Source organism: Tunturiibacter gelidiferens (assembly GCF_013410115.1).
Lineage (GTDB): Bacteria > Acidobacteriota > Terriglobia > Terriglobales > Acidobacteriaceae > Edaphobacter > Edaphobacter gelidiferens.
The window spans coordinates 45115-64733 of sequence record NZ_JACCCV010000001.1 but is presented as its reverse complement, the minus strand read 5'-3'; the positions used below and the strand labels follow the sequence as shown (position 1 = coordinate 64733).

The following is a 19619-nucleotide window of genomic DNA, read 5'->3' as shown; positions in this document are numbered from 1 at the left end:
TCGGCTGCTATCGCTCGGCTGAGATGGGGATGACGCCGTAGCGGACCATAATGTTGCCGATGCCGGCGATGTCGGGTGGGCCGTCGGTGTTGAGGGTTGCGGCTAGTTCGCGGAAGTATTCGGGGCCGAGGAGTCCGGGGGTTAGGAGGCACATCATGCGGGCGGTGTCGTTATGCAGATTGTTCTGGGAGTGCACGGTGCCGCGGGGGATGGTGAGTAGTTGGCCTGGTTTGACCTGAATCTCTTCGCCGTTGATGGTCCAGGTGGCGATGCCGTTAAGGCCGAGGATGGTCTCGTCGTAGTCGCGGTGCAGGTGCGGGACGCTGAGGTAGAAGTTAGGCGGGACGATGAGTTCGAAGAGATCGAAGGCGCCTCCGGTTTCGTGGCGGCTTTGGAGGAAGGTGACGCTGATTCTGCCGATTTGAATTGGGTAATGCATGGTTACCCCTTTCTGTTATCCATGAGACGGGAGAGGGTCCAAGCTCCGATAGTTGTAACCCGAAAAAAGACGGAAAGTTTGCATGCCGGAGACAAATGATAGTTATTGGGTTTCGGGGAGGGTGTACTCGAAGTCATAGGAGTGCTTGCCGTCGGCGATGTTGATGGACATCTTTCCTGAGAGGCCTGTGAGCTGGCCGGTGCCGGAGTCGGGTACGACGGTGACGCTGAGGCTTGGGGTGCCGCGCGTCATGGTGCCGGTGTGTTGGAGGGCGAAGGTGCAGGTGCGGCCGTTGAGGGTTCCGGTGACGATCTCGATGGCGACGTAGCCGGCGGAGCCTTTGACGGCTGTTCCGGCAGCAAGCATCGTGCCTTTGCTGGTGCCTTCGAGGTCGCCGTGGAACTGCTTGTCGAGGAGGAGACGGCCCAGGGCCTCGCCTCCAGCATCGGAGTCAGCGGGCTGAGGGGTGGTCTTCACTTCAAACGTTCCGTTGGCATGGGTCTGCAGGTTTGATTCCTTCGAAGATCGCGACCGGGTTGTTGAAAGCGTATGAGGTGGACGATGAGGAGATTGACATATAATTGGCAGGCTTAGAGTGCCTTCACTCCGATAATTCGTTAACTCGCGGGTTGTTGTACATGGTTTCATATGACAGTTTCGAGGTGATACTCGATGTGCCTTCGCAGGGTTATGGTGATTGTCCTGGCCGCTTTGATCGCGTGCCACTGGGTTTCCGGCAGCGTAAGTCATGCCCAGGCTATTCCTACGGGAGACCAGTTGACCCAACTGGTAGCACCGATCGCGTTGTATCCGGATACTCTGCTGGCGCAGATCTGCGCGGCATCGACGGATCCTCAGCAGATCATCGATGCGAACAACTGGGTGAAACAGAACTCCGGGCTGCAGGGGCAGGCGTTGCAGGATGCGGCTTTGAAGGGTGGGTTTGATCCGGCTTTTGTCTCGCTGGTGACTTTTCCGCAGGTGCTGGACATGATGGCGACGCATATTGATGACTATGCGGCGCTGGGGGCGGCGTTCAAGGCGAACCAGCAGACGGTGATGTCGGCGATACAGACGTTGAGGCAGCAGGCGTATGCCTCGGGTACGCTGGACAGCAATGAGTACCAGACGGTTTCGGTGCAGCAGGACGGTGGGACGAAGGTGGTGGTGGTGCAGCCGGCGAATCCGCAGGTGGTTTACGTTCCGCAGTACCAGCCGCAGCAGGTTTATGTCAGCGGACCGAGCACGGGGGATGTGGTCGCGGCGTCCTTGCTGAGCTTTGGGGCTGGGATCGCGATTGGGGCGCTGATCAACAACAACCAGCCGTACGGGTGGGGCGGATGGGGTTGGGGTTGGGGTGGGCGCGGTGTGATCGTCCATAACAATGTTTGGGTGTACAACAACCACTACCACAGTCCTTATCCACCGTATCGGCCGCGGCCGCCGATGTATGGCCGGCCTATTTATGCGCGACCGCCGAATAATTGGAATAACCGTCCTGGGTATCGTCCGCCGCCGCCGGGGTATCGACCGAATGGACCGAACAAGCCGGGTTATCGACCGCCGCCGAACAATGGTGGACGTCCGCCGAATAATGGGAATGGTGGAAGGCCACCGGGGGGCAATGTCGGGACGCGGCCGCCTGGCAACGGCAACGGCGGGAATCGTCCGGGGAATGGTAACGGGACTCGGCCTCCTGGGAATGGAAATGGAGGCGGGACTCGTCCGCCGGGTAATGGCGGAAATCCCGGGAATGGGGGAGGGACTCGACCTCCTGGGAATGGTGGAGGTGGCAGGCCGACTCCTACCACTCGGCCGGCACCAGCCCCTCGTCCTACTCCTACTCCTACTACTCGGCCCGCGCCAACGGCTCGCCCTACGCCTACTACGCGGCCTGCACCAAGTCGTCCTGCGCCGGGAGGGTCTTATTCCGGGCATCCACAGGGTGGTGCGAAGCCGGCGCAACGGCCTCAGCCGCAGACTGGTTCGCGGCCGGGCGGGTTTGGTGGCAACAACAATGGCGCGGCAACGCGTCAGGCCAGCAGTCGCGGCCAAGCCAGTGCCGGTGGACGTCCGGGAGGTAGATCGAGATGAAACTTTACAGGCGTGATTGGTGGTCTCGATCCCTTGTTGCGACACTGCTGACCTTCGGTGCGGCGTCTGCGTTGGCGCAGGACTCGCAGGTGAAGACATTTCCGACCTATCGGGCGGCGGCGGGCGCGTTTGTGTTGGCGGTCAAGGCGAAGGATGATGCCGCATTGAAAGAGATCCTGGGGACACAGGCGCAGGACCTGCTGTCGTCGGGTGATGCGACGGCCGATGAGAATGGGCGGGTGGGTTTCCTGAAGGGCTACGAAAAGGCGCATGCGTTTGTTCACAACGGGCCGGACATGGTCACCCTGACCGTGGGAACGAGTGCGTGGCCGCTGCCGTTCCCAATTGTGAAGGCCGATGGTGCATGGCACTTCGACGCGGTAAAAGGCGCGCAGGAGTTGGCTTATCGGCGGATTGGGCAAAACGAACTGGACGCTATCAAGGTGTGCCGGGCCTTACGTGATGCGCAGAAGGTGTATGCCGAGTCAGGCCATGACGGGAACCCCAGGGGCGCGTATGCGGAGCACGTTGTGAGTGCGCCGGGCAAGGAGAATGGTCTTTACTGGGAGACGAAGGAGGGCGAGGAGGAGAGTCCGGCTGGCAGCCTGGTGGCTGCAGCGACTAGTGAGGGGTACGACATACAGCAGGGCGGGAAGCGTACGCCGTTTCATGGCTACTACTACCGGGTGTTGAAGGCGCAGGGAGCGCATGCGGTCGGCGGCGCGAAGGACTATGTGAGGGACGGGAAGATGACGGGCGGTTTCGCTATCGTTGCGTGGCCGGCGGAGTATGGGGCCAGTGGCGTGATGACCTTTGTTATTGGAAGAAGCGGGGCTGTGTATCAGAAGGATCTGGGAGACGGGACGGAGGCGGCTGTGAAGGCGATGACGATGTATGACCCGGATAGCTCGTGGAAGCTTGCGCGCTGAAGGGCGGCTGCCGGCTAGGTGGTGGTGAGAGAGTCGAGGAGGGCGCGGGTTTCGCTGAGGACTTCCTCGGATTTCGCGGAGGGGAGGGGCCAGCGTAAGGTGCCTTGTGGGGTGAACTGGGCTCCACGTTTGGTGTTGCGGCTTACGAGTTTCATCAGCGTGGCAGGGTCTACGGTTTTGTTGTTGCCGTTGGTGAAGTGCGAGGGGTCGGCGTTGACGGCGGCGAATTTGACGTGGAGCATCTCTACGAAGGTCTTGATGGGCTGGGCTTTTGCTGAGCCGCGGGCGCTGTTGCCTTTGGGGTTGGGGAGTTCGACCTGTGTGCGCTTGCGGTCGAGCTGGGAGATGCCGAGTTGTTCGCAGTGGAGGCGGATCTCGCCTGCGGCCAGGAGGTTCAGGACGGTTTCGGGTGGTGTGCCGTAGCGGTCTTGCAGTTCGGCGCGGACGTCGGCGAGGTCGGCCTGGGTTTGGGCGCCGGCGATGCGCTTGTACATGCGGAGGCGCTGGTTCTCTTCGGGGATGTAGTCGCTGTCGATGCGGACGGAGATGCCGAGGTTGATGACGGTGTTGGCGTGGGCGGGTTTTTCTTCTTCGCCCTTCATCTTGCGGACGGCCTCTTCGAGCATGGTCGTGTACATCTCGAAGCCGATGGCTTCGATGTGGCCGGATTGCTCGCCGCCGAGCATATTGCCTGCACCGCGTAGCTCGAGGTCGAGGGCGGCTATTTTGAAGCCTGCGCCGAGGTCGGAGAACTCTTTGAGTGCGGCGAGGCGGCGGCGGGCGATTTCGGTTAGCTCAGTTTCGGGTGGAATGAGTAAGTAGGAATAGGCGCGGCGGTTGCTTCGGCCTACGCGGCCGCGCAGCTGGTAGAGCTCGGAGAGGCCGTGGCGGTCGGCGCGGTTGATGATGATGGTGTTGGCGAGGGGGATGTCGAGGCCGTTTTCGATGATGCTGGTGGCGACGAGGACGTCGTACTCGTGGTTCATGAAGGCGAGCATGACGCGCTCGAGTTCGGCTTCGGGGAGCTGGCCGTGGCCGATGACGATGCGGGCTTGCGGGACTAATTCGCGAATCTTTGAGGCAAGGTCGTAGATGGTTTCTACACGGTTGTGGACGAAGTAAATCTGACCGCCGCGCTCGAGCTCCATCTCGATTGCGGTGCGGATGAGCTTTTCGTCGAACTTGGCGACGATGGTCTGGATGGCCATGCGGTCTTTGGGTGGGGTTTCGATGACGGACATATCACGTAACCCGATCAGTGACATATGCAGGGTGCGTGGGATGGGCGTCGCGGACATGGAGAGGACGTCGATGGCGGCACGCATCTGCTTGAGGCGTTCTTTGTGGCGGACGCCGAAGCGCTGTTCTTCATCGACTACGAGGAGGCCGAGGTCCTGGAACTTTAAGTCTTTGGAGAGGACGGCATGGGTGCCGATGAGGATGTCGATCTTGCCGGCTTCGGCTTTTTCGAGGATGATCTTTTTCTCTTTGGCGGTGCGGAAGCGGGAGATCATCTCGATGTTGACGGGGAAGTTGGCGAATCGTTTCTTGAAGGACTCGAAGTGCTGGAAGCTGAGTACCGTGGTTGGAGTGAGCACGGCTACCTGTTTGCTGTCCTGCACGGCTTTGAAGGCGGCGCGCATGGCGACTTCGGTTTTGCCGTAGCCGACGTCGCCGCAGAGGAGGCGGTCCATGGGGCGAGTGGACTCCATGTCGGCCTTGATGTCGGCGATGGCGGTGAGTTGGTCGTCGGTCTCGTTGAAGTCGAAGGCGTCTTCGAACTCGTGCTGCATGTTGGTGTCGGGCGAGAAGGGCGTGCCGACGGCGGCCTGGCGCTGCGCGTAGAGCTTGAGCAGCTCGGCGGTCATGTCGGCCATCGCCTTTTTTACGCGGGCTTTGGTTTTCTGCCAGGCTTGGGTGCCGAGTTTGTTGAGTTCGGGTGGTGGGCCGGTTTCGCTGGAGCGGTACTTCTGGATGAGGTCGAGGCGCGTGAGTGGGACGTAGAGTTTTGCTTCGTCGGCGAACTCGAGGATCATGAGTTCGAGTGGCGGGGCGTCGTTCTCTTCGATGACGCGGAGGCCGCAGTAGCGGGAGATGCCGTGCTCGACGTGGACTACGTAGTCTCCGACGGCGAGGTCGCGAAAGTCGGAGATGAAGGCGGCGGCTTTGGATTTGCCGCGGCGGACGGGGCGAGTGGTTACGTCGGCGTCGTCGGTGAGGTCTTGCGCGCCGAAGATTACGATCTGACCGTGGGCTGTGCCTTTGTCCAGGGCTCGTTCACGAAGCTCGAGGATTTGCACGCCTGCGGCGATGGGGGTTTTGACGATGACGGGAGTGCGGAGGTCGATGGTGTTTCCGCCGAGGTAGCTTGACTCGGTGTAGACGGTGGAGCTGCCGTGTTGCTCGTTGCGGGAGCCGAGGCGGTAGGGGAGTTGATACTCCTGGAGGAGGCCGGCGAGGCGTTCGACTTCGCCCTGGTTTGGGGCGGTGAGGAGGATGCGGGCTTCCTGTTTGATGAGGGCGTTGATGGCGTCAATCATGGCGGGGATGGAGCCGTGAAAGCGCATGGTGGGGCGGGTGGCGAAGTCGACTTCGGAGAGATCGCTGCGGTCGGCGTCGAGGATGTCGACGGCACCGAGCTGGTCGAGTTCGATGCCGGAAAATTTGTGGAGGCGGTCGTCGAGATCCCAGGGGGAGAGGTAGATGTCCTCGGGGCGGACGAGGTTGCCGATGCCGGAGCGCTCGTGGCGCTGCTCGATCTTGTTCCACCAGCGCTCGCCCTGGTTTTTGATCATTGCGGGTTCTTCGAGGAAGACGCGCGGGGCCGCGGGGCTGGAGGCGCTGAGAAGATCGAGGAGGGTGAGGTTGGCGCCGGCTACGGGAGCGAAGAACTCCCAGCCGGGGAAGATGGTGGCTTCACCGGTGCGGGTGCTGACGTGGGTGAGGAGTTCGGCGGGCTCTTCGCCGCCTTCGAGGGCTGCTCCGGCTTTGCCTGCGCGGGTGAGGCGGGCGTTGATGGCGGTGAGGAGCTTGTCGGTGACGGGAGTTTCGGTGAGAGGGAGGAGGAGTGCGCTGTCGAGGGTGGAGGCGGAGCGCTGGGTGTCGGGGTCGAAGCGGCGGATGGATTCGATCTCGTCGCCGAAGAAGTCGATGCGGACGGGGCGGTCCATCTCGGGGGAGTAGACGTCGAGAATGCCGCCGCGGAGGGTGACCTGACCGGGCATCTCGACGACGTCGACTTTGGCGTAGCCGACGGAGAGGAGGTGCTCGACGAGCATGTCGGGCATGTACTCTTCGCCGATCTTGAGATGGAGGGTGAGGGCGCGGTAGTAGTCGCGGGGGAAGAGACGCATGCAGGCGGCTTCGACGGGTGCGATGACGAGTTTGGCTTGGCCTGTGGCGATCTTCCAGAGGGTGGCGGCGCGGGTCTCCTGGATCTCGGGGTGGGGGGAGAGGTTTTCGAAGGGGAGGACGTCGTGGGCGGGGAGGCGGAGGACGGATACGGCGGGGAGTGCGCCGGTGAGCTCGCAGGCTGCGATTACGGCGGCCTGGAGGGCTTCGGCGGCTTTGTTGTCGGCGACGATGATGACGCAGGGGGCTTGCGCGACGCGGACGAAGAAGGGAAGGTAGAGGGCGCGTGCGGTGAAGGTGAGTCCGGAGACACGTCTGCGCCCCGTGCCTCCGCTGAGGTGGCGGCGTACACGCTCAAAAGCTTCAGAATGCTCCAAGTCTGCGAGGAGCTCGCGGACGAAGGGAAGAACCATGCTGTATGGAGTTTATCAAGCGGAGTCTGCACGGGTTTACTCCGCAGAGTGATTTGGAGTAGTATCTGGCTCCCGCAGGGAAATAGAGCCTGCGCTGCTGCCCGATTTCGACATTTTTTCGGCTTCGGACAGAGATACTGCCGGAGGATGGACATGAATACTTTGAGGAAGCGGTATCTTTTTGCGCTTTTAGCGGTGGTGCTCCCACTGATTGCGGGGTGCACCCGTCACAGCAAGAGCGAGCAGTACTATCTGATCGCCACAAATACGGCGCTGCCCTATTGGAAGGTGGCTGCGAGCGGATTTGAGGCGGCGGGTGCGGAGTATGGGGTGTCTGTGGACACGCGCGGACCGGCGGGGTTGAACGCGCAGGCAGAGGTGGATGAGTTCAAGGCGATGGTGGCGAGGAAGCCTGCAGGGATTCTGGTCCAGGTTGTGAACTCCCAGCTGATGCAGCCGGAGATCGATGCGGCGATTGCGGCGGGCATTCCGGTGATTACGATCGACTCGGATTCGCCGGAGAGCAAGCGGTTGTACTTTATCGGGACAAACAACTTCGAGGCGGGTAAGCTGGGCGGGAGGCGCGCGGCGGCGCAACTGAACGGGAAAGGAAATGTTGTGTTCTTCACGAATCCGGGGCAGCCGAACCTGGATGAGCGGTTGAAGGGCTATCAGGACATCTTAGAGGATTATCACGGGATCAAGATCGTAGAGGTGTTCGATATCAAGACGGATGCGGGGACGGCGATGGATAAGGCGGGTGAGTACCTTGAGCGGAAGGGGCCGGCGAAGATCGACGCGTTCATCTGCCTGGACTCCCGGTCGGGTGCGAACGTAGCGGAGGCCTTCAAACGGAGAAATGTCACCGACCGCTTGTTGATAGCGATGGATGTGGACTCTGACACACTGAAGCTGGTGGGTGATGGAACGATCGATTCGACGATCTCTCAAAAGCCGTACGCGATGGCGTTTCTGGGATTGAAGGCGCTGGACGATATTCATCACTATCCTGTGAAGCCGCTGGACCAGGACTTTGGGCTGGATCCTTATTCTCCGTTCCCGACCTTCGTCAATACGGGAGTTGCGCTGGTGGATAAGACGAATCTGGACGCTGTGATGAAGAAGCAGAGATCGGTAAATCAGTAGATTTTGCTGTTTGGTATCTGGCGATTTGTCTGAGAGTCTTCCGGTTGCCGCAAAGAGATGGACTCTTTCGGCGGCCGCGGAGATTTCGGGACGGTTCCTTCGTTCCGTGGTTTGGATTTTGTATCTTGGCCCGCGAGATGTGATCTGAGCCGATGCCTGATTCAACGTCTTTGGCTTCGGACAGAAGTTTTTGCCAGAGGATGACGATGAACTCTTTTATGAGACGACCTCTTTTTGTGCTCTTGGCTATGTTCCTTCCAGTGCTTGCGGGATGCACCCGACACAGCAAAGACGAACATTATTACCTGATTGCTACGAACATCAACCTGCCCTACTGGAAGGCGGCGAATGCCGGGTTTCAGAAGGCGGCGGTTCAGTATGGGGTTTCGGCCGAGATGCGCGGGACGACGACGTTCGATCCGCAGGGCGAGGTTGCGGAGTTTCGTACGGTGGTGGCGCGAAAGCCTGCGGGGATCCTGGTGTCGGTGGCGAGCGCGGAGTTGATGGCTCCGGAGATTAGAGCTGCGCTGGGGGCGGGGATTCCGGTGATCACGATGGACTCCGATGCTCCGGGGAGTGGCCGGCTGTACTTCATCGGGACGAACAACCTGCAGGCGGGGCGGCTGGGCGGACAACGGGTTGCGGCGAAGCTGAATGGCAAGGGGAACGTGGCTTTCTTTTCGATTCCGGGACAGCCCAACATTGATGAGCGGTTGAAGGGCTATAAAGATGCGCTCTCGCACTATCCAGGGATCAAGATTGTCGACGTCTTCGATATGAAGGGAGACTCGGGTCTGGCGATGGATCAGACGCGGGACTATCTGTCGCGAACGGGAGCGAACCGGGTTGATGCGATCGTGTGCCTGGAGGCGGCGTCGGGTAGAGATGTGGCCGAGGCGTTTCGGCGGGCGGGTGTGAAGGACCGGTTGCTGGTGGGGATGGACACGGACCAGACGGTGTTGCAGGGGGTGAAGGATGGAACGATCGATTCGACCATCTCGCAGAAGCCCTTTACGATGGCGCTGGTGGGGCTGAAGGCGCTGGACGACATCCATCACTATCCCTTGAAGCCGCTGGTGCAGGACTATTCGCTGGATTCGTTTGCGCCGGTTCCTACCTTTATCGATACGGGCGTTTCGTTGATCGATAAAAACAACGTGGATAGGATGCTGAATATCGGTGAAGATAAGACGCCGTAGCAGCGGAGATGCAGCAGCTGCGAGCGTAAAGACGAAATACAGGGATCTCTCCACTGCGTCGCGCGATATGACTGCGCGACTACGGTCGAGATGACGGATCACACAATCCAGCGACGTTAGAGATTTTCTCTACAGCTATCGACTCTAGAGTGTGACTACGATTTTTCCTATTTGCACGTTTGATTCCATGTAGCGGTGGGCTTCGACGATCTGTGCGAAGGGGAAGGTCTTGTCGATGCGGGGTTTGAAGTTGCCGGCGACGAGGTTGTCGAAGACGTACTTTCTCGCATTTTGTGACTTAATTGGGTTGGCGAGGATGTCTCGCAGGGTATAGCCCTGGATGATCAGGCGCTTGTTCAGTGCGGTGAAGAGGGGGTAGGGAGTTGGCTCCATGGCCAGCGCGCCATATTCGAAGATGGTGCCCTGGACTGCGGTGGCGTTGGCGAGCGCTTCGAGACCTTTGCCCCCGATGGGATCGAAGACGAGACGTGCACCTTGATTGGAAGTGATTTGATTGACGCGGGCTACGAGGTTCTCTTCGTCGGTGACGATGACGTGATCGGCGCCTAAGGCGAGGAGTTCGGCTTTTTTGGCTGAGGTGCGCGTGGTGGCGATGCTGATGGCGCCTTCGGCTTTGGCGATCTCGATAGCGGCTAATCCGACGCTGCTGCTGGCTGCGGTGATGATGACGTAGTCGCCCTTGGTGAGGTGGCCGTAGTGGATGAGTGCGCCGTAGGCGGTGATGTACTGCATCCAGATGCTGGTGCCTTCTTCGTAGGAGAGCTTGGAAGGGTACTCGGCAACTGCGTGGATGGGGACGATGGCGACCTCTCCGTAGACGCCGTAGTGGTTGAGAGAGAAGGCCGGGGTGGTGCTGGCTTTCTTGCCTATCCAACTGGGGTCCACGCCGGGACCGACAGCTTCGACGATGCCGGAGGCTTCGTAGCCGTTTGTGGACGGGAGAACGGGCGTTTCCAGGTAGCGGTCGTGGAAGAACATGCTCTCGGCGCGGTTGAGTCCGATGGCTCTGACGCGGAGACGAACCTCGCCCTTGCCTGGTTCGGGGAGAGGGAGTTCGTCGAACTGGAGGACTTCGGGGCCACCGATTTTGTGAAAGCGGACCATCTTTACTGTGTCGGGCATGTTGAGTACGCTCCTGCGGTCTTAGGCGTACGTTTTGGATGATTGCGCTGGCGAAAGGGCGCGAATTTCAGAGGGAAGGGCTTAGGCTTTTGCAGACTCTTCGGTCTTTGACTCTTCCTTCGGATGGGGGGCGATGGCTTCGGCGTCGGCGTCGCCACCGTAGATGACCTGACCGTATTCGAGGAGGGTGACCATGCCAACGCCGCCGCAGATGTTGCCGGCTACGGCAAAGAGGAGCCAGGTGAGATAGCTGGTCCATGCGGCTTTGCCGATGAGGACGGCGGTGAGGATTTCGCCGCTGGTGGCGATGCAGTGGGCGAAGTTGCCGAGACCGACGACGAAGGTCAACATCCAGATGATCATGACGGAGCCGGTGATGGAGTGTGATCCGGAGACGAGCCAGGCGACGGTGGCGATGATCCAGCCGCCCATGACGCCGCTCCAGAAGATGGTGGCGGCGGGGTTGTGGATGGCTTCGAGGCCGAGGCCTGCGAGGGCTTGCACGACGCTTGGGTTGACGGCGTCGGTTAGGGCGGCGAGGGCGGCGAAGGTGAGAGCGCCAAGGACGTTTGCGGGAAGGACGGTGGCCCAGAGACGAAGGGTCTTCCAGAAGTGCTTCTTTTCGGCGAGGACGAGGGCTACTGGGTAGAGGGTGTTTTCGGTGAAGAGCTGGGAGCGGCCAAGGATGACGACGATGAAGCCGAGGGGGTAGAACATCTTGCCGACGAAGAAGATGGTGTGGGAGGGGACGGTGCCGGGGGTGGTGAGGAGCGCGATGGCGATGGCGTTGCCAAGAGCGGAGAGGCCCATGAAGATGCCGCCGGCGAGACCGGAGATGGCGAGGGAGACGCTGGATCGGCCGAGCTCCTGGCGGGCGTTGTTGGCGACCTGCTCGTAGATGTCCTGGGCGCTGGGGCGCTCGAGATTTTTCTGCGCGTCCTGGTTGGCCGGAGGCGGCGGTGGGTAGCGGCGAAGGCGGTAGGGCATATAAGAGTGAGATGCAGGGACAGGTTGAAGTGAGGTGCGAGAGTGTAGAGCGCGGCTCTCTATAATTCTGGCTATGGCTTCAGAGCTTACACCCGATCAGGCGATACAGGAGCTGCGCGATCAGCTTCGCCACCATGAATATTTGTATTACGTTGAAGACGCGCCGGAGCTGACGGATGCGCAGTATGACGCGCTGATGAACCGGCTGAAGGGGCTCGAGGAGAAGCATCCGGAGCTGGTGACGGCGGACTCGCCTTCGCAGCGTGTGGGTGGGAAACCGAAAGAGGGATTCACGAAGATGCCGCACTCGCGGCCGATGCTGTCGCTGGACAATGCGTACAACGAAGAGGAGCTGCGGGCGTGGGATCAGCGGGTGCGGGATGCTCTGCCGAGTACGGAGGCCGTGCGGTATGTGTGCGAGTTGAAGCTGGATGGTCTGTCGCTGGCGCTGCAGTATGGGGCTGGATCTGACAAAGGCGAGGCGCATGGCGCGAAAGATGGCTCGGCGCATCTGGTGCGGGGGCTGACGCGGGGGGATGGGTCGATTGGCGAGGATGTGACGAGCAATGTGCGGACGATTCGGTCTGTGCCGCTGAGTATCTCGGCTGCGAAGTTGAAAGCGGCGGGTTTGCCGCACAGCTTTGAAGTTCGCGGTGAGGTGGTATTGCCGCAGGCGTCGTTTTTGAAGCTGAATGAAGAGAGGGAGGCGGCGGGACAGGCTCCGGCAGCGAATCCGCGGAATGCAGCGGCGGGGACGATTCGTACGCTGGAGCCGAATATTGTGGCGCAGAGGCGGCTGGATTTTTATGCCTACTTTTTGTTGCGGGATGGGGAGTTTTTGTTGCCGCAGCAGTCGACCGCGCTCGATGCCTTGAAGACTTCGGGTTTTCGCGTGAACAAGTATGTCAGGGCTTTGAAGAGCATCGACGAGGTGGTGAAGTTTATTGCGGATGCGGAGCCGCTGCGTGATTCGCTGGGGTATGAGATTGATGGTGTTGTGATCAAGGTGGATGCTACGGCGCAGCAGCGGAGGCTGGGGTTTACCGGGAAGGCTCCGCGGTGGGCGATTGCATACAAGTTTGCGGCGCGGGCTGGGATTACGAAGTTGGAGGATGTGTTGTTTCAGGTGGGGCGTACAGGGAAGGTGACTCCGGTGGCGGCGCTTGCGCCCGTGTTGATTGGGGGGACGACGGTGTCGCGGGCTACGTTGCACAATGCGGATGAGATTGCGCGGCTTGGCGTTCGCATTGGCGATTTTGTGCAGGTGGAGCGGGGCGGGGATGTGATTCCGAAGATTGTAGAGGTGGTGGAGGATAAGGCGCATCCGCGAGGGACGAAGGAGATTGCGTTTCCGAAGAGCTGCCCGGTTTGTACGAGCGAACTGCAGCGGATTGAGGGCGAGGTGGATTGGCGGTGCGTCAACAACTCGTGTCCGGCGCGTGTTCGCGAAGAGTTGTTGCATTGGTCGGCGCGCGGGGTGATGAACATTGAGGGGCTGGGCGATGCGATGGTGGCGCAGCTGCTTGGCCAGAGTGCGGAGCTGGGTGGCGATCCGGAGGCGGTGACGGAGGAGGGTGCGCCGGTCGTGGTGCGGAAGCCGCTGATTCATACGATTGGCGATTTGTACCGGTTGAAGCGCGAGGACCTGCTGGGGCTGGAGCGAGTGGGCGAGAAGACGGCGGATGCGCTATTGGAACAGATTAAGCGCTCGAAGGATGGGGGGCTGGCGCGGGTGTTGCTGGGGCTGGGGATCCGGTTTGTAGGTGAGCGGACGGCGCAATTGCTGGCGGAGCACTTCGGCTCGATGGATGAGTTGATGACGGAGGCGACTCAGGAGGCAGTGCAGGCGAGCGAGGCGTTGGAGGCGGTGAATGAGGTGGGGCCGAAGGTGGCGCAGGCGATTGCGGAGTTTTTTGCGGTGGAGAAGAACAAGGATCTGGTGAAGGATCTTGCGGCGCTGGGGTTGGAGATGACGGCGGAGAAGCGGGTGACGACTTCGACGCTGGAGGGGCTGACGTTTGTGCTGACGGGGACGCTGCCGAATCTTACGCGGGAGTCGGCGAAGGAGAAGATCGAGTCGGCGGGTGGGCGGGTTTCGGGGAGTGTGAGTAAGAAGACGAGCTATGTGGTGGCGGGGGAAGAGGCGGGTTCGAAGCTGGATAAGGCGAACTCGCTGGGTGTGAAGGTGTTGGATGAGGCGGGGTTGCTGGAGCTGCTGGGGTAGTTGCGAGAGAGCGTGTCCTGCCGGACGGGCCTCCTGCGCGGAGAGCGGTCACTTCGTGACGTGTATACCGGTCTTGATAGGTTTGCGGCATGGTCCTCCCGTTGGTCGGAAGGGATCCTGGTGCATTCGCAGATGGGCTAAGGCGGGGCTGCTGGAGACGGGCCTCCTAAAGACTGGGTGGGCGATTGGTGCTTGGAGTTACGGGCTGATTGGGACTGGGGATGGCGGTGGGTTTTGGCTCGGAGGGGTTGGTGGTTTGACGAGCGCTGTGGAATCCGCATGCCTTCATCGCGGCGACCGGTTCGGGGTTCTGCATGAAGGTGTCCCAGACGAAGGCGCTGCGGAGATTTTCTGCCATGAGGACGCTGATTCCGAGGTCGATGCCGAGCACGTCGGGGTCGTACCAGTGGAGATCTGGGTGGAAGGCGTCACAGAAGCCGTAGCGTCCCCAGGCGTCTTTGCCGAAGTTGTCACGCAAGGCGCGGAGGACGCGGACGCAGTCGTGGGGGAGGAAGGGGAGCGAACCGGCGGCGGCGCAGGGGACGACCGACCCGTCGACTGGACCCATGAGGGGAGGGCCTCCCCAGGCGGAGTAGCCGTGCTCCCAGTCGGAGGCGGAGACGCCCCAGTAGTCGTCGGTGTAGCCGCGTTTGAGGCCGAGGCAGAAGGCCTTGTGGGCGCGCGTGGCGGTGATGGAGTTGGAGAAGTAGTTGGCGTAGGCGTCGCGCTTGCCGGCGAAGTCGAACCAGGCGTGGGAGAACTGGTGGATGAAGAGAGGGTCGCGTCCGCTGATGTAGGAGTAGGGGCCGAAGGTCATGGGAGGCCGGGTGAAGGCGCTCCAGGAGTCTGGGGGGATGGGATTGGTGGGCGAACCGATGGCGAGGAGATAGAGCATCATCAGTTCGCTGTAGTGGTCCCACCGGGTGGAGATGAAGCCGGTCTCGGGGCGCCAGCCCATGGAGAAGGTTTTGCCGCCGTTGAGCATCCAGGGCCAGTCGACGCGGTTGTAGAGCTGAGTGGCGAGGGAGGTAATTTGGGGATCGGCGAAGTAGGCGCGGACGGTGAGGACGCCGCAGAGGAAGATGGCTGTGTCGATGGAGGACACTTCGACGTTGATGAGGGGCTTGCCGGTTTTAACGTCGCTGAAGTGGTAGAAGAAGCCGTGCTCGTTCGGCATCTTGTTGAGATGGAAGTCGAGCGTGGTGATGACTTGCTTTTTGATGCGATTGGTGTCGAGGTAGCCGCGCCTGTCGGAGATGCAGAGTGAGGTGAGCCCGAAGCCGGTGGCGGCGATGCTGGCGGCGAAGTGCTGGTCGAACTCGCCGGTGGCGGTCTTGTTGGTGGCGCGGTCGAGGACCTGTCCGGTGGCCGCGTCGGCCTGTTCGGTGAAGTAGAGGCAGCCCGCGCGTTCCATCTCTTCGAGAAAGGCGATGTCTTCGTCGCTTAGCAGCCGTGTGTATGACGGTTGGGGCGAGGTTGCCTGTTGCGCCTCGAGAGGGAATGCTGCAAAACCAGACAGAATGGCTCCGCCGAGGAGTTTAGTCGCGCTGCGTCGCGTGATTTTAGGCGGAGTCGAGGTGCTGAAACTCATTCTCTCTATCGTACGTTCCTGCCAGGACTGCAGACGTGTCTGACGCTGTGAATCGTATAAAAGTAACGCGGACGTTGTAGAGCATGTCCCGGTCTGGTGAGGAGCTGGAACAGACTTGCTACTTGGATGCTGCGGGTGGGCAGGTCGATGCTGTGCGATTTTTCCCCGGGCAGAGGCTTTGCCAGAGACTTCGAGTCGAGTGGCTGGAACTCGCATGTGGAGTTGAGTTGTGGGACGGCGATCGCATTGTCGGCTGGTTGGGCAAAGGTTTGCCTACGTGGATATTGCCCACTTCGGAAAATAAGTGTCAAGAATCCGCGTGAGGATCGCGTCAAGTCGGGGTTCCGACAGAGTACCGAGGATCCTGTCGAGCCCGCCGAAGGTAATCCGTCAAGGATTAAGGAACGCTCACAAAGAGCTGTACTTGTGACAGACTGCATGAATGCGTGGACGCGTGAAAAAGACTACGACGCAAGAACTGAAGACGCAAGAACACAAGCCTGCAAGCCTAAAGGTCTTGTCGGATCATCTCGGATTGTCGATGGCTGCAATTTCTCGGGTTCTAAGTGGAGCGCCAGCTGCTCGTTCGATACCGAAGGCGACGCAGGATCGGATCTTGAAGGCGGCCGAGGAGCTGAACTACCGGCCGAATCTGTTTGCCCGTTCGCTGCGCAACCGGCGTAGTCAGACAGTTGGAGTGATTGTGCCGGAGGTAAGCGAAGGCTACGCGACCTTGGTGCTAAGTGGGATCGAGCATGAGCTGATGCAGGCGGACTATTTTTACTTTTTGATCAGCCATCATCATCGCGAAGAGATGATTCAGAGGAGCGAACGGCTGTTTCGCGATCGGGCCGTGGAGGGCGTGATCGCGGTGGACACACTGCTGCGGGATCGATGGGCGATTCCGACGGTGACGGTTTCGGGCCATCATGAACCGAAGGGTGTGACCAACATTGTCCTGAACCACCGGCTGGCGGCGGAGCTTGCCATCGATCACCTGAGTGGGCTGGGGCATAAACGGCTGGCATTTATCAAAGGGCAGAAGTTCAGCTCCGATACGGAGTCGCGGTGGCGGGGAATTCGGCACGCGATGGAGAGGAGAGGGTTGACGATTCTTCCGCAGCTGGTGACGCAGCTTGAGGGAGATCAGCCGACGCATGAGCCGGGCTATCTGGCGACGCAGAAGCTGATGGCGTGTGGCGAGACGTTTACCGCGTTGTTTGCGTTCAATGACGTGTCGGCGATCGGTGCGATCAAGGCGCTGCGGGAGGCTGGGCTGCGCGTGCCGCAGGATGTTTCGGTCGTGGGGTTTGACGATGTGCAATCGGCAGCGTTTCAGAATCCCGCGCTGACGACGGTGCGGCAGCCGCTACGGACGATGGGAATGCTGGCGGCGCAGACGGTGTTGCTGCAGATTGGGACGGCAGCTGGCGGGAACCACGCGCAGGAGATCGTCGTCGATCCCGAACTGGTGGTGCGGGAGTCGACGTGCCCTCCTGGGACGGGGAAGAGATAGCTTCGGGTGGAGAGCTTATGCCACTTGCGGAGCCGCTCCGGCTGGTCCCTGGTGATGGGCTGGCTTGTTGAAAAGCGTTTCGAGGGGTTGATCTTTGCGACGCTGTCGATGCTTCGAAACAGCTGGAAGCGTCTCTAAGATTTTTTATTTCAAAGCTGTTTGGTTCGGTCGTGTCTCGCGCAAGTGAGACGCAAATTAGAGGGGGAAGCTGAATCCCTGTTTGTGATAGCATCCCTGCTCCTCGAGATAGCGGTCCTTGCGGGGGCTGAACTCGATGGCGAGTGAAGGCGTCCGCCGTTGGCTGGAGATGGTGCGGATCGCTCCCCTTTCGTGAGATTTCATTTGTAACCGATGGAGATTTATCAGCTCTGATGTGAAGGAGAGTCTGACATGAAGGTCTATCTGGGAAACGACATTCGCAATGTGGCTGTGGTGGGCCATGCACACAGTGGGAAGACGACGTTGATCTGCGCGATGTTGCATGCGGCGAAGATGACGGCGACACGCGGACGGATTGAGGACGGATCGGCGGTGACGGCGTATGACGAGGAAGAGGTGGCGCGGCGGACGACGATGTCGAACGCGGTTGCGTTTGCGGAGTGGAGCGGGATTAAGATCAACCTGATCGATACGCCGGGATTTCATATGTTTGTGCATGAGACGCGTGCGGCGATGCTGCCGGTGGAGGTTGCACTGGTGGTGGTGAACGCGCAGTGCGGGGCGGAGGCGGTCTCTGATCGTGTGTGGAAGTACGCAGCCGAAGTGACGCTGCCGCGCGTGATCGCGATCAACCAGGTGGATCATCCGAAGGCTGATAGCAGGATGGGCCGGCAAAAAATGATTGAGCAGTTGCAGGAGAAGTGGGGGCGGCAGGTGGTGCCGGTGCAACTGCCGATTGTGGATCAGCATGGGTTCCATGGGGTGGTGGACCTGGTGACGATGAAGGCTTATCTGTACAAGCCGGATGGAGATGGGCGCGGTGAGGTTGGGGTGATTCCGGAGGTGTTGAAGGCCGATGCCAAGGCGGCGCATGAGGCGCTGGTGGAGCTTGTCGCTGAGGGGAAGGACGAGTTGATGGAGGAGTTCTTTCGCGAGGGCACAATTCCGGAGGAGCATCTGATCGTCGCGCTGCACGAGGCGATTCGCGAGGACAGGATCTTTCCTGTGCTGTATGTGAGCGGTTTGCGGAATGTTGGGACAGATCATCTGTTGGATTTTTTGAAGGTGTATGCGCCAGCGCCGACGGAGAGGGAGCCGGTGGCTACGCGGGGGATCTTGCATTCGGCTTCGAACGGCGTGAACGGGAGCGGTGCGGGGGGCGATCAGGACGAGATTGTGATGCGCAAGGTGGATGATAAGGAGCCGCTGGCTCTTTATGTGTACAAGACGATGACCGATCCGTTTGCGGGTAGGATCTCGTTTTTTAAAGTTGTGAGTGGAATGATGACGACGGACAAGACGGTGCAGAACTTTACCCGGCATGAGCCGGAGAGGCTGGCGCATCTGTCGATCATGCAGGGGCGGAAGGCGGTTGAGGTTTCGGAGCTGCATGCGGGAGATATTGGGGCGGTGGCGAAGCTGCGGGTGACTTTGACGGGAGACACGTTGGGCGATAAGGCTCATGAGGTCTATCTGGAGCCGGTGCCGATGCCGGAACCGGCGATGACCTATGCAATTGAACCGAAGTCGCGGGCGGACGAGGATAAGCTTGGGCCGGCTCTGCATAAGGTGATGGAAGAAGATCCGATGGTGAAGTTCTTCCGTGATCCGCAGACGAATGAGTTTCTGGTGGCCGGGGCGGGACAGCAGCATATTGAGGCGGTGGTTTCGAAGCTGAAGCGGCGATACCACACGGATGTCACGCTGAAGGCGCCGAAGATACCTTATCGGGAGACTGTGCTCGGCCGCGCGGAGGCGCAGGGACGGTACAAGAAGCAGACTGGCGGGCATGGACAATATGGGGACTGCAAGGTTCGCATGGAGGCGATGCCGCGGGGAAGCGGAGTGGTGTTTGGGAATGAGATATTTGGCGGGGCGATTCCGCGGCAGTATGTTCCGGCGGTAGAGAAGGGTGTTCGAGAGTCGGCGGCGCGTGGGTTTCTGGCGGGGTATCCGGTGGTGGATTTGAAGGTGACGGTATTCGACGGCAGCTACCACGATGTGGACTCGAGCGAGATGTCGTTCAAGATGGCGGCGCGCCTGGCGTTTCGTAAGTGCATGGAGCAGGCGAGGCCGGTGTTGCTGGAGCCGGTGATGCGGGTGGAGATCGAGGCTCCGGACGACTTTGCCGGGGCGTTGCTTGGCGATCTGAATGGGCGACGGGGGCGAGTGCAGGGGATGGAGAGCGGCGGCGCGGGAACGACGGTGCGGGCTGAAGTTCCGATGGCGGAGATGCTGAGCTATGGGACGACGCTGACCTCGATTACGCAGGGGCGGGGGAGTTTTCGGATGGAGATGGATCACTACGAGGTGGTGCCGGCGTTGCTGGCGCAGAAGATCCTGGCGAACGCGAAGCAGCCGGTGCATGACGAGGCGGAGGAATAGAAGCTGACGCAGGGGCCGCTCGGCGCTAATATAAACATTCGAT

The 19619-nt window shown here is 60.5% G+C and carries 14 protein-coding genes; 7 read left to right on the top strand and 7 right to left on the bottom strand.

All coding sequences use genetic code 11. The annotated features are described in order from the left end of the window. Positions 1-7: 7 nt before the first annotated feature. Both HDF12_RS00205 and HDF12_RS00200 read right to left on the bottom strand, forming a co-directional pair. Positions 8-439: a cupin domain-containing protein gene (locus HDF12_RS00205; RefSeq protein ID WP_179580242.1), complete on the bottom strand. Its 432-nt coding sequence runs from the start codon at positions 437-439 to the stop codon at positions 8-10. 102 nt (positions 440-541) lie between these two features. After that, entirely contained in the window at positions 542-946 is a 405-nt protein-coding gene (locus HDF12_RS00200; RefSeq protein WP_257025536.1) for a DUF3224 domain-containing protein, read from the bottom strand. A gap of 270 nt (positions 947-1216) precedes the next feature. On the opposite strand from HDF12_RS00200, the gene HDF12_RS00195 reads away from it, so the two are divergent. Both HDF12_RS00195 and HDF12_RS00190 read left to right on the top strand, forming a co-directional pair. Further along, positions 1217-2533 (top strand): DUF3300 domain-containing protein, encoded by a 1317-nt coding sequence (locus tag HDF12_RS00195; protein WP_179580240.1) that lies wholly within the window; start codon positions 1217-1219, stop codon positions 2531-2533. Continuing rightward, a complete protein-coding gene (locus tag HDF12_RS00190) occupies positions 2530-3462 on the top strand; it encodes a DUF2950 domain-containing protein (protein WP_179580239.1) in 933 nt (310 codons plus the stop codon). The genes HDF12_RS00195 and HDF12_RS00190 overlap by 4 nt, the downstream gene beginning before the upstream one ends. Positions 3463-3476: 14 nt before the next feature. On the opposite strand, the gene mfd is transcribed toward HDF12_RS00190, so the two are convergent. Further along, entirely contained in the window at positions 3477-7226 is a 3750-nt protein-coding gene (gene mfd / locus HDF12_RS00185; RefSeq protein WP_179580237.1) for a transcription-repair coupling factor, read from the bottom strand. Between the two features lie 153 nt (positions 7227-7379). On the opposite strand from mfd, the gene HDF12_RS00180 reads away from it, so the two are divergent. Continuing rightward, positions 7380-8372, top strand: coding sequence for a substrate-binding domain-containing protein (locus tag HDF12_RS00180; protein WP_179580235.1), 993 nt, complete (start codon positions 7380-7382; stop codon positions 8370-8372). Between the two features lie 218 nt (positions 8373-8590). After that, positions 8591-9571: a substrate-binding domain-containing protein gene (locus tag HDF12_RS00175; protein ID WP_179580233.1), complete on the top strand. Its 981-nt coding sequence runs from the start codon at positions 8591-8593 to the stop codon at positions 9569-9571. A gap of 144 nt (positions 9572-9715) precedes the next feature. On the opposite strand, the gene HDF12_RS00170 is transcribed toward HDF12_RS00175, so the two are convergent. Then, complete coding sequence (locus HDF12_RS00170) at positions 9716-10714, bottom strand: zinc-dependent alcohol dehydrogenase family protein (RefSeq protein WP_179580231.1); 999 nt, start codon at positions 10712-10714, stop codon at positions 9716-9718. Positions 10715-10795: 81 nt separating this feature from the next. After that, positions 10796-11701, bottom strand: coding sequence for a formate/nitrite transporter family protein (locus HDF12_RS00165; protein ID WP_179580229.1), 906 nt, complete (start codon positions 11699-11701; stop codon positions 10796-10798). 73 nt (positions 11702-11774) lie between these two features. On the opposite strand from HDF12_RS00165, the gene ligA reads away from it, so the two are divergent. Next, complete coding sequence (ligA, locus tag HDF12_RS00160) at positions 11775-13925, top strand: NAD-dependent DNA ligase LigA (RefSeq protein ID WP_179580227.1); 2151 nt, start codon at positions 11775-11777, stop codon at positions 13923-13925. A gap of 166 nt (positions 13926-14091) precedes the next feature. On the opposite strand, the gene HDF12_RS00155 is transcribed toward ligA, so the two are convergent. Then, positions 14092-15516 (bottom strand): glucoamylase family protein, encoded by a 1425-nt coding sequence (locus tag HDF12_RS00155; RefSeq protein WP_179580225.1) that lies wholly within the window; start codon positions 15514-15516, stop codon positions 14092-14094. A gap of 541 nt (positions 15517-16057) precedes the next feature. Here HDF12_RS00155 and HDF12_RS00150 point away from each other — a divergent pair. After that, positions 16058-17032, top strand: a complete 975-nt coding sequence (locus HDF12_RS00150; RefSeq protein ID WP_257025278.1) for a LacI family DNA-binding transcriptional regulator — start codon at positions 16058-16060, stop codon at positions 17030-17032. Positions 17033-17227: 195 nt separating this feature from the next. Here the strand turns inward: HDF12_RS00150 and HDF12_RS00145 are convergent, their stop codons facing one another. Further along, the gene (locus tag HDF12_RS00145; RefSeq protein ID WP_179580221.1) at positions 17228-17374 is read right to left on the bottom strand and encodes a hypothetical protein; all 147 of its coding nucleotides are present in this window, start codon (positions 17372-17374) and stop codon (positions 17228-17230) included. A gap of 48 nt (positions 17375-17422) precedes the next feature. On the opposite strand from HDF12_RS00145, the gene fusA reads away from it, so the two are divergent. Next, complete coding sequence (gene fusA / locus HDF12_RS00140; RefSeq protein ID WP_179580219.1) at positions 17423-19576, top strand: elongation factor G; 2154 nt, start codon at positions 17423-17425, stop codon at positions 19574-19576. Positions 19577-19619 lie beyond the last annotated feature (43 nt).

What these genes read in the sequence shown, in the direction of transcription:
- HDF12_RS00205 (WP_179580242.1), bottom strand. Translation starts at nt 439, where the DNA reads ATGCATTACCCAATTCAAATCGGCAGAATCAGCGTCACCTTCCTCCAA.
- HDF12_RS00190 (WP_179580239.1), top strand. Translation starts at nt 2,530, where the DNA reads ATGAAACTTTACAGGCGTGATTGGTGGTCTCGATCCCTTGTTGCGACA.
- mfd (WP_179580237.1), bottom strand. Translation starts at nt 7,226, where the DNA reads ATGGTTCTTCCCTTCGTCCGCGAGCTCCTCGCAGACTTGGAGCATTCT.
- HDF12_RS00180 (WP_179580235.1), top strand. Translation starts at nt 7,380, where the DNA reads ATGAATACTTTGAGGAAGCGGTATCTTTTTGCGCTTTTAGCGGTGGTG.
- HDF12_RS00175 (WP_179580233.1), top strand. Translation starts at nt 8,591, where the DNA reads ATGAGACGACCTCTTTTTGTGCTCTTGGCTATGTTCCTTCCAGTGCTT.
- HDF12_RS00170 (WP_179580231.1), bottom strand. Translation starts at nt 10,714, where the DNA reads ATGCCCGACACAGTAAAGATGGTCCGCTTTCACAAAATCGGTGGCCCC.
- HDF12_RS00165 (WP_179580229.1), bottom strand. Translation starts at nt 11,701, where the DNA reads ATGCCCTACCGCCTTCGCCGCTACCCACCGCCGCCTCCGGCCAACCAG.
- ligA (WP_179580227.1), top strand. Translation starts at nt 11,775, where the DNA reads ATGGCTTCAGAGCTTACACCCGATCAGGCGATACAGGAGCTGCGCGAT.
- HDF12_RS00155 (WP_179580225.1), bottom strand. Translation starts at nt 15,516, where the DNA reads ATGAGTTTCAGCACCTCGACTCCGCCTAAAATCACGCGACGCAGCGCG.
- HDF12_RS00150 (WP_257025278.1), top strand. Translation starts at nt 16,058, where the DNA reads ATGGCTGCAATTTCTCGGGTTCTAAGTGGAGCGCCAGCTGCTCGTTCG.
- HDF12_RS00145 (WP_179580221.1), bottom strand. Translation starts at nt 17,374, where the DNA reads ATGAAATCTCACGAAAGGGGAGCGATCCGCACCATCTCCAGCCAACGG.
- fusA (WP_179580219.1), top strand. Translation starts at nt 17,423, where the DNA reads ATGAAGGTCTATCTGGGAAACGACATTCGCAATGTGGCTGTGGTGGGC.